An 11,741-nucleotide genomic window follows, 5' to 3' on the forward strand; every position below is an offset into this window, starting at 1 on the left:
GAAGGCATTCCCGATTCCTGCTGACGGACCATGTGTCCCCCGCGTGTCTCTATCTACGAGACAGTGACGAAATCAGCCCGGGCTAAACACGTACCACGATGGAAACCGTCACTGTAGCAGCACTCAAACGCGCATCCCTCCACGGAACAGGGTTCTCACCAGGCCAGACAGTCCGGTACGTCGTCGTTGACGCCGACGGGACCGGCGCAGGACGCGTCCGACTCGCACACGAACACACTGACCGGTACGACCACGACTGGTACGCAGACGCCGCCGTACGCGCCATCGAAAGCATCCTCGCACCCATCGGATGGCACGAAGCCGATATCCGCGACTCCCTCATCGGCACCACCGACACAACGCTACACGCCTACACCGAAGGGAGTGACCCGTAACTCTCGGAGGATTTCAACAGAGCCTATTAGCAAAATGAACGCCAATCTGCCACGTCTTGTCTCCAGCCGGTTGGACCGAGGCTACCCAGTCACGTCGTGCGAACTGATATTGAAGATGCAACAGGCTATCCTAGTCAAATTCCGGGTAGGCGGGAGTTGTGTTCCATACATTTTCAAAGTCAAACCCATCCATGTTCGATTCGGCTTCCGGCCCCTGCATCTCTGAAGTAGCTAATCCCTCTCCACCAGCTGATTCATCGAGTCCTGAAGACGCTGTGTCCCAGTACGACGCTGTAATACTTCCGTCGATATTATCTCCGATAAGACCGCCCACAAAATCGCCGGCAGTAACACCTCCCGTCGCATACGTCTCGCTTACTGTTCCATCACCGTTGAATCCAACAAGCCCGCCTACGTGAGCGTCTCCGACTACATCTCCCATCGCATACGACTGCAAAATATTTCCACTACTGCTACCGCTACTATTGGTTCCAACGAGCCCACCAGCGCCAAATCCATCGCTAGTTACATTCCCTGTCGCGTATGAAGTGGTTATCTCTCCCTCAGAACCATTATCTCCGACAAGTCCACCGGCATCTTCGTTCCCGGTTACCATTCCAGTCGCATATGAATCTCGTATTTCTCCATCATCACTAACTCTAACAACACCATTCCGTCCAGCAAGTCCGCCAACAGCATCATCTCCAGTTACTGTTCCTTCGGCATATGATTCTTCCACTCTTCCTCTATTTTCTCCGACCAGTCCTCCAACTCGTTCGTCTCCAGTTACATCACCCGCAGCATACGAATCGAATACATCTCCTTCCCTGCTGAAACCGACGAGCCCTCCTACTTGTTCCTCCCCGGATACTTCATTCCTCGAGTGAGAGCCAGTTGTTCGTCCGAATGTATTGTCTCCGACGAGTCCCCCGACTCGTTCGTTCCCAGTTACATCGACCTCCGTATGTGAATTTTCAATATCCCCACCATTATTTCCGACAAGCCCTCCGACTCGTTCGTCCCCTTCAACACGTCCAGTCGCAGACGACCCCTCTATCTGTCCATCAAACGTGGTATCGTCAGTGTTCCATCCGACAAGTCCGCCGACTAGTGACTCTCCAGTTACGTCGACTTCGGCATCCGAATCAACAACTTCTGCATCAGTATTGTTGAATCCAACAAGCCCCCCGACGCTTTCGTTTCCGTTTATAACTCCAGTAACAGAAGCGTTAGTAATACGTCCCGCGTCGCTTACGCCGACAAGCCCCCCGACTCTGGATTCTCCACTGACGTTTACATCAACCAAGGTAACATTTTTAATATTGCTTGCTGCGGGCATTAGATCCCTGGAATCAACACTACTGAACAGTCCAATCTCATCTGTCCGATCGATATAAAGTCCCACAATCTCATACCCGTTTCCGTCAAATCGTCCTGTAAATATTTCTCCCTGGCATTCTCCCTCGAGAAGGTCGCACTCCCCAATCGGATCGAATCCCGCCCCATCGTTCCATTGCTCTGTCTCACTCGCATCAATATTTTGTGTTAACTTATAATCACCATCGAGTGGGGCATCATCCGCGTCTCCGATGCATTGTAGTTGGGTGATATTACTGATGAGAATGTACCCATCCTCTTCCTCATATTCTACTTCGTCACAGTCAGAAGACGAAGTATTCGATTCGCTTGTGTCACCATCCTCAACGTCAGGCTCATCATCATCTCCATCATCATCACTTCGGTCTGCAGTCTGATCGTTCGGTTCCTCTTGAGTGCTTGAGCATCCTGAAAAACTAACGGCTGTGACAGAGCCAGCGAGGGCAAGCACACTTCTCCGTTTCATGATTGTGGTAGAGACTCATCAAATATAAAGGAAGACAATTCAGCAAGAACCCTCGGAAGAGTGGAGTCGTATCATTCAGACATACTATCGTCTGAAACAGCTGGTCGCTGAAGAGTGCGTATTGACTATTGAGAGGTTGTACTGACATGGATGGCTCGTCACAACATCTATGACGGTGGAGAGAGGATGTTGGGTAAGATGGCCACAAACAACGACAAAATACAGTTTCGGGGGGAAACTGAGAAGAAAGCGAGTCAGATTGTCGATCAAATGCGTCTTGGTGGGATCAACATCAGTGAGCTTGCTCGACAGGGTCTTCAAGAGAAACTCAGAGAAGTCCTCTCAGACGAAGAGAAGATCACTCTCCACCAGCGATACAAGCAGGGAGAGCTTTCTGAAGAAGTTACAGAGCTCCTTCTTGGTGATGCCTTGGAAGAAATTGAGCGGGAGCGAGAGGCCTTCGAGGAGGCTGCGGAGCTTGATACGAGTGGCGTTTTCCAGAAGTGAAGATGGTGGACGACGATGTCCGCCATCCAGTTACCGTTGATACAGACGCTCTAATCGCTGTAGCGAACACAGGTCTCTGGTCTCGAATTACGGACAATATCCAGCTGACGACGACTAACGTGTGTTTTCATGAACTCAAGCGTCACGTTCGGGAGATGTCTGAGTACGCGCCTGAAGGGTTGAGAGAGCGGTGGGTTCACGATGGGAGCAAGAGGGCACTTGCGCCGTTCGATGACGAGGAGAAGTCGTTTACAACGGTTCCGTGTGTTCCTCGACCACATGGAGAGGATGCTGGGGAGAAGTCTCTGAAGATGGAAATCGAACAGCATACAGAGCTGTATCGGTTCGCTATTTTAATGGATACATACGGGCGTCGGGCTATTAATCGAGTATTCGATGACGCAGAAGAGACAACTGGGAAGGCAGTTGCTCCCACGTTTTTGCTGTGTCTGTTACTAGACGAGGGGAAGTGTACTGTAGCGGAGTTTTGTCAGGCTTGTAGCGAGATGCTTCGAGAGGAAGGCTGGACAGGGTATCAAGCGATTCAGGGAGCATGGGAAGCGATCCCGGTCGATTGCTCGCAGTATCTCCCGAACGCTCTACTTCCATGAACACTCCTGATTGACATCCTCCTCCGCGTAAACGCGGAGGAATCCTGAGCGTTGGAGGTTTCAGGTTTGCAGTCCTACCGAACCCCGACACGGTGAGAATCCGTGTGGAGTTCACGGACTGTGGCGGGTGGGACTGCTGGGAGTGCCAAGCCCCCGGTACTCCTATCCTCCGTCGTGTTCGGACCCCCGAAGTTGTTTTTGCCTCGCGGGAGTCTGGCAGACTTCGGCGGACTCGGAGTTACTTTCTGTGGTGCCTACAGCAGTCGGGCACAGCATCGGTTCATTATAGGAACCGACCGTTCACCCAACTGGTTCCGATTACTGTCTTATTGCTTGGGGCGGACAGGCCGCCATCGTAGGACTGGTGGGAACCGCTCTGTCCCCGACCTGATTCCTATCTGTAGGCAGGGTTGCCTGTCGCTTCAAGATACGGATTGCCAAATCTCAGAATGGCTATTGCAGCGTAGATTGACTCCAAGTTGTCGGATTCATCCTGCGGCTGAAGCCGCAGGTATTCTCCTTGACCTGTATAATGCCGCCTCACGGCGGGTTTGATGCGCTGTTCAACTGGGCTGAGTCGTCGTCCTCGTATGCTGCCCGCCACATCGCGTGGATGGCGCGAGTGACGAGTGATACTTCAGTCACGTCGATACAGGATGGCTCGGCGGTCGTCGTGGCGGCGTTTGGAGGAGGATGGAAGTGTATCTCGGGTGAGTGGGCGTTGGGGTGGCGATCGAAGCGCCAGTTGACGTTGTCGCTATCGACGTAGTGGAACGAATACATTCCCTGTTTGCTCCATTGGATATCGAGTCGAGCGCTCTCGGCGTTGCTGAGCCCATCGCTGAGACTGATGTGTAGTTCCGTGGGGGCGACGATGTCATCGTACGACGTTACGTCGACTAACGGCTCAAGCTCGAGCCAGAGGTCACGAATCCGTTGGAGTGCCGGAAGATAGATCGGTCCGAACTCGCCGGCACGGTCATCGCCGCTCATATAGCGAGTTGGTGGCTGGCCTCGTCGTAGGCGAGTGCTGCGTGGGCGACTGCGAGGTTCTGCCGTGTTGTCCGCCACGCGGTGAGATCGTTCCAGCCTTCGGTCTCGTCGCCGTCGAGTTGCTGGGCGAGTTCCTCTGGTGACACCACGTCATACCGGTCTTCGTAGTGCCGGATCTCGGCTTTCATCTCCTGGATGCTGTCAAGCAACTCCGGCCGAGTAACTTCCTTGCGTAGCTCCCGGATCCGGGACATTAAAATCCGGTCGCTGTTGCGCTTGTACAGTGTTGTTTGGCCGTCCTGTTCCGTCTCGGCGAACCCGGTGTTCACGAGTGTCTTACTGTGGCGACGCGCCGTCGGCTCGCTCACGAGGGCGCGGTCGGCAATCTCGGCGGCCGACTCCCCGTCGTGGGTTTGTTCGATGATTTCGTACACCCGCTCGAACGGCGTGGTGTCGTCTTTCCAATCCGCTTTGACTTGCTCGTTGACGTCGTCCCACGTCTCGGTCATACTGGGTGCTACGCAGCCAAGAAACAAATAGTTTCTTGAGGAAACTATCTACTGTCAGTGCTTGTAGCCGAGCATTGTCAGACTACTTCCTCCACTAACGTCTCGTGGTGTGTCCAGATTGTGGTTGACGTGATGGATGCTGAAGTCGTCGGCCTCGAACCATCGGATTCGAAGCGATGCGCGCGTGACTCCGCTGGGGAAGTACCCGAAGTCGTAGTCTACAACGACAGCGTTTGGCGCATACGCACGCCGTGCGTGGACACTCTCGAATCGCAGTCGGGTGATTGGAACTCCTGTCTGCTGATCGCTACTGACCGTCGCCGATCCTCTCTAACCGTCGCCGATCCCCGTTACGCTTCTTTTTTGTCGATTCGGAACGTAACACGAACCGGCTCTGGAAGAGGTGGTCGCGGAGCCGTCTCATGCCGCTTGATCTTTTTGGGCTTCCGCGTTTTTTGGTGTACCGCTCGCGCTATCGGGACACCTTTGAGGTAATTGAAATCCCCGAGGATGTCAGCACCACGCTCGGTGAAGCCGTAGAATTTCCACGGTAACCCGCGCGTGTCCTTGTTCGGCGGATAGTCATATATTGTAAGCACCTCTGCTTCAACGAGGGCCTCCAGTTGCTCTTGGACGGTCTTTCTCGATTTGTTCGGGATGAAGTGGTTAATCTCATCCGCTGACGCGAGGGCTGCTGGATGCCCCAAGAGTGTCTGAATGATGCTGTGCCGGGTCTCCTGCGACAGCAACTCCATCAACTCGCGCTGCCGTTCGAGGGGGTTTTCCTCCCTGTCAGCGTTGGAGTGCGGGGAGATCTCGGCCATTGTATCAAAACGTACAGTGGCAGTCCGCATAAGCATATGGGATTGACTTATCTAAGTTTGACCAGTATGGTTATATACTAATATTACCATATTAGTTGACGTGGCGAAGATCCCGGAGAACACCGACGAACTCACGGACTTCATCATAGACGATGTTCTCTACGGGTTGGAACTTGACCCAGTAGATAGTGAGCGACTCCTCTCGTATATGAGAGAACGTCACGAACACCTATTCGGACCACATTCGACGTATTTCGTTCTGGGAAGCTATGAATCTCCATTTAAATACCGGCTTGATAAAGCGCTTGACGTGCTGAACCACCGGCACGATGCCTACGCGTACCTCCTCGCCACGCAACCCGACCTCTGTGTGTCGGATAAGATTCCGGATCTCAAAGTGAAGTTCTTTCTTCACGCCCTCTACGCAGATGCGATCCCGCTTATCCTCGAACACGATACTGGTGGTGCAGTCGCCGAGTTTGGGCGCGTTGAACGCCCGACACTGCTTGACCGCACGTATCTCTTCCCTCGAGTACTGGAGGAACGCTACGACGACGAGTCTCTACTCACCACACAAGACGCGATCCGTGCTCGGGCCATCGAACTAGCGTACCACGCTGATAATCTTAACGAGAGACTTGCTGCGCTCGCTGAACGCGCTCGTGATCAAGGGCTCGACATTTCGACACAGGACCTTGGCTCGTACGTGGACTCCGAACTTGGCGGCCGTACGCCGTTATATAGTGGTTTGATAACCGATTCCCTTGTACATCTTGAATCACTAGACCAGTGCTTTTCGTGGACGACGACGGAAGAACTCGAAGAGCAGCTGTCACACGTTCTTTGACATCCTCCTCCGCCTGAAGCCTGAGGAGAATGTCAAAGGGGCCACGGATCGTCCCAACACCCCGGTTCATCGTCGATTACGCTCGAAACGGGTACATGAGACACGAGGAGGCTCGAACGCTGATCACAACGATCAGTTCACACCGAAGCTGGGAGAACAGGCCCTATGTCACGCAATTTCTCCAGCGCCTCGACGACTAACCGGTCTTCGAGTGGCCGCTATTGACTTGCGGTTGCCGACCAGTCGGTACTGACGACGACACCGGAAAATCTTCGATCGATCGGCATCCCGCGACCACACGAAACTGTATCTCACTGCCCCCGTTCGCTGTCTCTTTGAGACGCCGCGGCGCTCCTCACTCGGAGCGGATCCATCCGAGCGTGTCACCGATCTCGAACTCGTCGTCTTCACCTACGACGATTTCGTCAAGTGTCCCAGCGACAGGCGCTTGAATATCGACGCTCACTTTTTCGACCTGTATTTCACAGAGTGTGTCACCCTCCTGGACCGACCGGCCTTCACGGGCGAACCAGTCGACGAGAATGCCCTCGGTCTCGTCGACGTCAGCCTCCCAGTTGCCGGTTGCGCGAACTGCCGCCCGCATCCCCGAGCCACCGTCAGCTACGCTCCGTCGTTCACTCATTTCGGGGATACAACTTTTCGAACACTTTCCTCGATATCGGTAGCGTCCGGGATTACTTCGTCTTCCATTGGGCGGGCGTACGGGATTGGAACGTCTGGGACGGCGACCCGCTCGACGGCATCAAGCGCACCGAGGTCTCTATCGGCGACGCTCGCAATGATCTCACCGGTGACGCCAAAGGACTGATAATCCTCGTCGACAACGACGAGTCGCCCTGTCTTTCGAACCGACTCGACGATCGTATCGGTGTCGAGCGGTACTAGCGTCCGAAGGTCGATGACTTCGACGTCGATTCCGTCGGCCATGAGTGACTTCGCCGCAGCGAGCGCGCGATGAACGTGGAGGCCGAGCGTCACTATGGTGACATCAGCACCCTCACGCTTGATATCTGCTGACCCAAACGGGATCGTGTAGTCTGTCTCTGGGACCGGTGTCTTTGGGCCGTCAGGTGCAGGCATCCACCCGATTCCCATCAGCCGCTTGTGGAATAAATACATCACCGGGTCGTCGTCACGGATCGCGTTGTGCATCAATCCCTTCGCGTCGTAGGCCGTTGACGGCACGACGAGCTTGAGCCCGGGAATGTGTGCGAACGTCCCATACAAGGTCTGTGAGTGCTGGGCCGCATCGTTATACGTCCCGCCGACAGCGGCCGTGAGGACGAGCGGCACGTTCACGTTACCGCCGCTCATATACGTGTTCTTCGCAAGTTGATTGTAGATCTGATCCATCGCAACGCCGAAGAAGTCCACGAACATCAGTTCCGCAATCGGGCGCATCCCCTCCTGAGCAGCACCAACCGCTGCCCCGAGATACGCAGTCTCGCTGATCGGCACGTCCATGATCCGATCACGACCGAATTCGTCAAGCAGCCCTTGGGTACTATCGAAAATCCCGCCGTAGTCGGCGACATCCTCGCCCATGTAGAACACGTCCTCGTTTTCACGCATCTCGTGGGCCATTGATTCGACCATCGCCCGACTCATCGTCAACTCACGGTCGATGACATCTTCTGTCTCACTCATCTTCGGTCACTAGTAATTGAAAGCGGGTCAAATCCGGAAGTTCGTTCTTTTCACTCGTATCTCATTACGGCATTATTTTGCGTTCCTAATCTCCAACTCAGAAACGTTTTCTATCAGTTCCGTGACCTTCATTCTACATAATTGGCACTTCGCTCTTGTGTAGCACATTGTTGGTGGAGAGCGACTGTCAGATCGAAGAGTGGAGAGAAAGGAATTGATGTAGAAGCTGAGGGTGTCATAGAACGAGTAGCACACTAAAGAGCAGGGTGAACGCTGAGGTGGATGAGTTTAGCGACCCTACAAGATGATCCTTCGATAGAGTCGTTCTTCAATGTCGCGGAAACCGAGACGCTAGCGTTGTTTGAGCATCTCTCCTTCGAGTTTCTCGAAGAGTTCGACGTGTTCGCCCCGGCGCAGACGGGGCGAACACGAGAGCACGAACCACCAGAGTTGATGCGTGGCTTCATCCATTGCTACTACCACGACATCTACGGCATTCGTCTCGTTGAGCGAGAACTTCGGAACACGCTCGTTTGGCTCAGCTGTGGCTTCGATCGACCGCCGTCCAGAGACGCAGTCGATCGCTTTCTCACCGACCTCGAACACGTCGTTGACGAGGTGTTCGACCGACTCGTCGAGCAGGCCGCCCGGCGCGGCCTGCTTGACTTGACTTATTGTATCGATTCAACCGATGTGAGGGCGATGCCCGCCGATCAAGACGCGTCGAAGTGCTACGATCCAACCGACGACGAGTACTACTACGGCTACGGCTGTACAATCGTCTCGACCGGGCAAAAGATCCCGATTAAAGCCGAGTTCACCGAGAGTAAGCAAGCGCCAGAGGAGACGGCGATGCGCGTCACGCGTGACGCGCTCGCCGTCACCAAGCCGATCTGGATGGTCGGTGACAGCGCCTACGACACGCTCGACTGGCACGACCACCTGCTGGCCGCAGGGGTCGTGCCAGTCGCCCCGTACAACGCGCGAAACACCGACGACCCGAAGGACATCGAGTACAGGGTCGAAGACCGCATCGAACAACACAGCGAGGACGTTCAGCTGAAGCAGTCCACGTTGGATGAGACGTACAACCGCCGGACAGGAGTCGAACGAACCAACGAATCAGTAAAAGACTGCGGCCTCGGGCGGACGCACGCCCGAGGCCGCGTCCACGCACGAGCACAGGTGTTTCTTGCCTTGTGCCTTCGCCTCGTCGTCGCAATCACCAACTACGAACGCGGAGACAATCCGGGAAGCACGATCATCACGGTGTGACAAGAAATCTATAACACGCCTATATAATATACAACGCGCGCTTTAGTCAGGATGCCGGCGTTGAATCGTTTATTCCAGTTATATGATTGATACGGGCCGGCATGGTTTTATCCCGCTGTTTCTACTTATTCCGAACGTGCCTGATACTGTGTTAGCACAGTTGCTCAGTGTCTTTCTCTGGGCTACATTAGTGCTGTACGGCGGTGCCTCGTTATGGTGGCTCATACAGGTATTCATTCTTTCGTACGGCTGGCAGGACACGAACCAGACTGAAGTCGGATTGGACAATATTCAAGTCAGGGTTCTCACTATCGCTGCTGAAGAAACCGTACAGCGAACGGTGAGTTCTATTCCCGACGAGATTACTGACCCACTTGTCATCGCTGAGGAAGATATTGACATTGCCGGGGCTGACGTTCATGTCGTACCGGATGACTTCGAGTGTGCGGCACAGCGGAAAGGGCGCGCAATTGAGTGGGCCCGCCAACAGATTCCGTGTGAGAAGGAATACGTTCTGTATCTTGATGAAGACACCCTGCTCAGTGGCTTTTCAGGGTTGCCAGCAGCTGATATTATTCAACTTAGCGAGCATCCACTCCGGACCCACTCTCGGCTTACATATGTGTGTGAGATATTCCGTATCGGCTTTCAATTCGAGCAACGAGCGTTTCATCAAGTCGCCTATCCCGCGTACGCTTGGGGCGGGGCTGTTGCCGTACGGCATGAGTTAGAAGAGCAGATTACATGGAACGTTCCGTCAATCACCGAGGACACGACGTTCATCTGGCGTGCAGCCGCTCGCACGAATATTGACTACCGACTTGCGACAGTGAAAGCACGGAATCAAGCACCACCGACGCTCAAATCACTGATAAAACAGCGCCGTCGCTGGGTTTCTGGAACGATCCAAGATCGCAATCTTCTGCCGCGAAGGTATCAACCAGTCATTTTCACACGGATCGTAACGTGGGCACTGTCACCGGTTATCCCATTATTCGGTATCATCGCTTTCGTGTTTCCAGAAGCAATCCCATCGTCCAGTGTATATCTCTTGCTTTCCGCACTACTGTTTGGGATCGTTTTCCTATACATGATTTTCGGGCTCGTTGAATATCGAAAATATCCCGAGGTATGGTGGGCATATATTGTTGTCACTCCGCTTGCAGTGCTTGTCCATTCGCTTGGAGCCCTGTGGGGAATTATGCAACCAGTAGACGATTTCGAGGTCACTCAGAAGACCGCAGCAATCGACACGGGGACCATTGAGGAGCGTAACCCGGAGCTCACAGAAGACGAGTCCGAGTATGACACCAAGGCGGAAACCGAACCCGATGAGAACTGACTATTCTGCTACCCATGCTTCGTCCGAGTCAGCTTCAGTACAAACTTCGTCACCACAAGTGTTGATTCCGAAAACACCGTAGATTCCACAGGTCCCTGTTGTCGCACTAATAAGCAGGATTGCTGCCAACAGAGCCAGCGGCAATATTACGGAAACTCCTACCGCCACTTCAAGTGGGTATGCTATAAATACCCAGCCGGCAATAACAGCGGCAGACACCCCGAGGGGTACTCGAAGCAATCTATCTAATCGGCCAACGTTCTGATCTCGGTCTCCCATACCCATCATACGTACTGAGGCCGTTTAATCCCATGTTTTGTGCGGACGGAAGCTGTCTTAACGATTTTGTCGAGCTGGTTGACAAAGATCTCCCGCGCCTGACTCCATAGTATTCTATTAGGTACTTTTCGCCATTAGGACTAATCCGATATTGATGCTGCCTGTATCAGACGATTCGAGGAGCCCGAGAGGGGCATGCCAACCGTTCTATGACACCCTGGTAGAAGCTGAAAAAACAGGATACAAGGAAGTTATTCAAGTCAAACGATACAATATAAATAATAAACTGGGGAGTGAAGACACTGTCCCGTTTCGAGTATATAAATGGTTGTGCCGCGAAGAATCTCTTCAGTCAAATGAGACAGTGAAATTACGTTACAGCAGCTGCAACCGTTTTTCAAGAGGTCTAAACGATGTCAAACACGGAATTTGGTGTGTCCATTTCGGATGAACTTGTTGAGGAACTGGACGAGCTAACCGAGCAGTGCGTTGACCTCCAAGCAAGCCGTTCAGAGGTTGTTGAGGCGATTCTGACCGCGTACTTCCAAGGGGAGTACGTGTTTAGCCCGGGCTGATTTCGTCACTGTCTCGTAGATAGAGACACGCGGGGGACACATGGTCCGTCAGCAGGAATCGGGAATGCCTTCT

General features: G+C 53.7%; 14 protein-coding genes. 7 read left to right on the forward strand and 7 right to left on the reverse strand.

The genetic code is table 11. The annotated features are described in order from the left end of the window. Nucleotides 1–98: 98 nt before the first annotated feature. On the forward strand, nucleotides 99–395 hold the full coding sequence (locus tag J2751_RS15000; RefSeq protein WP_209487222.1) for a hypothetical protein: 297 nt from the start codon (nucleotides 99–101) through the stop codon (nucleotides 393–395). A gap of 130 nt (nucleotides 396–525) precedes the next feature. On the opposite strand, the gene J2751_RS15005 is transcribed toward J2751_RS15000, so the two are convergent. Beyond that, nucleotides 526–2,238 (reverse strand): GLUG motif-containing protein, encoded by a 1,713-nt coding sequence (locus tag J2751_RS15005; protein ID WP_209487224.1) that lies wholly within the window; start codon nucleotides 2,236–2,238, stop codon nucleotides 526–528. A 198-nt stretch (nucleotides 2,239–2,436) separates the two neighbouring features. Here J2751_RS15005 and J2751_RS15010 point away from each other — a divergent pair, with 198 nt between their 5' ends. Further along, nucleotides 2,437–2,745: a hypothetical protein gene (locus tag J2751_RS15010; protein ID WP_209487226.1), complete on the forward strand. Its 309-nt coding sequence runs from the start codon at nucleotides 2,437–2,439 to the stop codon at nucleotides 2,743–2,745. 2 nt (nucleotides 2,746–2,747) lie between these two features. Next, the gene (locus J2751_RS15015; RefSeq protein WP_245202868.1) at nucleotides 2,748–3,356 is read left to right on the forward strand and encodes a hypothetical protein; all 609 of its coding nucleotides are present in this window, start codon (nucleotides 2,748–2,750) and stop codon (nucleotides 3,354–3,356) included. A 540-nt stretch (nucleotides 3,357–3,896) separates the two neighbouring features. Here the strand turns inward: J2751_RS15015 and J2751_RS15020 are convergent. The 3 genes from J2751_RS15020 to J2751_RS15030 form a co-directional block, all read right to left on the reverse strand. Next, nucleotides 3,897–4,349 (reverse strand): hypothetical protein, encoded by a 453-nt coding sequence (locus J2751_RS15020; protein ID WP_209487227.1) that lies wholly within the window; start codon nucleotides 4,347–4,349, stop codon nucleotides 3,897–3,899. Further along, nucleotides 4,346–4,858: a winged helix-turn-helix domain-containing protein gene (locus J2751_RS15025; RefSeq protein ID WP_209487228.1), complete on the reverse strand. Its 513-nt coding sequence runs from the start codon at nucleotides 4,856–4,858 to the stop codon at nucleotides 4,346–4,348. Before J2751_RS15025 ends, J2751_RS15020 begins: the two co-directional genes overlap by 4 nt. A gap of 350 nt (nucleotides 4,859–5,208) precedes the next feature. Then, nucleotides 5,209–5,682 carry an ArsR family transcriptional regulator gene (locus tag J2751_RS15030; protein ID WP_209487229.1) on the reverse strand — a complete coding sequence of 158 codons (474 nt, stop codon included), beginning with the start codon at nucleotides 5,680–5,682 and terminating at the stop codon, nucleotides 5,209–5,211. Nucleotides 5,683–5,782: 100 nt separating this feature from the next. Here J2751_RS15030 and J2751_RS15035 point away from each other — a divergent pair, with 100 nt between their 5' ends. Further along, nucleotides 5,783–6,529, forward strand: a complete 747-nt coding sequence (locus J2751_RS15035) for a hypothetical protein (protein WP_209487230.1) — start codon at nucleotides 5,783–5,785, stop codon at nucleotides 6,527–6,529. A gap of 355 nt (nucleotides 6,530–6,884) precedes the next feature. On the opposite strand, the gene J2751_RS15040 is transcribed toward J2751_RS15035, so the two are convergent. Next, nucleotides 6,885–7,172, reverse strand: a complete 288-nt coding sequence (locus J2751_RS15040) for a lipoyl domain-containing protein (protein WP_209487231.1) — start codon at nucleotides 7,170–7,172, stop codon at nucleotides 6,885–6,887. Continuing rightward, nucleotides 7,169–8,197, reverse strand: coding sequence for an alpha-ketoacid dehydrogenase subunit beta (locus J2751_RS15045; RefSeq protein WP_209487232.1), 1,029 nt, complete (start codon nucleotides 8,195–8,197; stop codon nucleotides 7,169–7,171). Before J2751_RS15045 ends, J2751_RS15040 begins: the two co-directional genes overlap by 4 nt. Before the next feature lie 282 nt (nucleotides 8,198–8,479). Here J2751_RS15045 and J2751_RS15050 point away from each other — a divergent pair, with 282 nt between their 5' ends. Together J2751_RS15050 and J2751_RS15055 are read left to right on the forward strand one after the other, a co-directional pair. After that, the gene (locus J2751_RS15050) at nucleotides 8,480–9,472 is read left to right on the forward strand and encodes a transposase (RefSeq protein WP_209487235.1); all 993 of its coding nucleotides are present in this window, start codon (nucleotides 8,480–8,482) and stop codon (nucleotides 9,470–9,472) included. Nucleotides 9,473–9,554: 82 nt separating this feature from the next. After that, nucleotides 9,555–10,814, forward strand: a complete 1,260-nt coding sequence (locus tag J2751_RS15055; protein ID WP_209487237.1) for a glycosyltransferase family 2 protein — start codon at nucleotides 9,555–9,557, stop codon at nucleotides 10,812–10,814. On the opposite strand, the gene J2751_RS15905 is transcribed toward J2751_RS15055, so the two are convergent. Continuing rightward, nucleotides 10,815–11,102 carry a YgaP family membrane protein gene (locus J2751_RS15905; protein ID WP_394357402.1) on the reverse strand — a complete coding sequence of 96 codons (288 nt, stop codon included), beginning with the start codon at nucleotides 11,100–11,102 and terminating at the stop codon, nucleotides 10,815–10,817. A gap of 404 nt (nucleotides 11,103–11,506) precedes the next feature. On the opposite strand from J2751_RS15905, the gene J2751_RS15065 reads away from it, so the two are divergent. After that, nucleotides 11,507–11,668 carry a ribbon-helix-helix domain-containing protein gene (locus J2751_RS15065; RefSeq protein ID WP_209487241.1) on the forward strand — a complete coding sequence of 54 codons (162 nt, stop codon included), beginning with the start codon at nucleotides 11,507–11,509 and terminating at the stop codon, nucleotides 11,666–11,668. Nucleotides 11,669–11,741: the final 73 nt, after the last annotated feature.

Source organism: Halorubrum alkaliphilum, assembly GCF_017873815.1.
Classification (GTDB): Archaea; Halobacteriota; Halobacteria; order Halobacteriales; family Haloferacaceae; genus Halorubrum; species Halorubrum alkaliphilum.

Bases quoted from the DNA above. Each gene is read 5' to 3' on its own strand.
- J2751_RS15000 (WP_209487222.1), top strand. From the start codon at position 99: ATGGAAACCGTCACTGTAGCAGCACTCAAACGCGCATCCCTCCACGGA.
- J2751_RS15005 (WP_209487224.1), bottom strand. From the start codon at position 2,238: ATGAAACGGAGAAGTGTGCTTGCCCTCGCTGGCTCTGTCACAGCCGTT.
- J2751_RS15010 (WP_209487226.1), top strand. From the start codon at position 2,437: ATGGCCACAAACAACGACAAAATACAGTTTCGGGGGGAAACTGAGAAG.
- J2751_RS15015 (WP_245202868.1), top strand. From the start codon at position 2,748: ATGGTGGACGACGATGTCCGCCATCCAGTTACCGTTGATACAGACGCT.
- J2751_RS15020 (WP_209487227.1), bottom strand. From the start codon at position 4,349: ATGAGCGGCGATGACCGTGCCGGCGAGTTCGGACCGATCTATCTTCCG.
- J2751_RS15025 (WP_209487228.1), bottom strand. From the start codon at position 4,858: ATGACCGAGACGTGGGACGACGTCAACGAGCAAGTCAAAGCGGATTGG.
- J2751_RS15030 (WP_209487229.1), bottom strand. From the start codon at position 5,682: ATGGCCGAGATCTCCCCGCACTCCAACGCTGACAGGGAGGAAAACCCC.
- J2751_RS15040 (WP_209487231.1), bottom strand. From the start codon at position 7,172: ATGAGTGAACGACGGAGCGTAGCTGACGGTGGCTCGGGGATGCGGGCG.
- J2751_RS15045 (WP_209487232.1), bottom strand. From the start codon at position 8,197: ATGAGTGAGACAGAAGATGTCATCGACCGTGAGTTGACGATGAGTCGG.
- J2751_RS15050 (WP_209487235.1), top strand. From the start codon at position 8,480: ATGAGTTTAGCGACCCTACAAGATGATCCTTCGATAGAGTCGTTCTTC.
- J2751_RS15055 (WP_209487237.1), top strand. From the start codon at position 9,555: ATGATTGATACGGGCCGGCATGGTTTTATCCCGCTGTTTCTACTTATT.
- J2751_RS15905 (WP_394357402.1), bottom strand. From the start codon at position 11,102: ATGATGGGTATGGGAGACCGAGATCAGAACGTTGGCCGATTAGATAGA.
- J2751_RS15065 (WP_209487241.1), top strand. From the start codon at position 11,507: ATGTCAAACACGGAATTTGGTGTGTCCATTTCGGATGAACTTGTTGAG.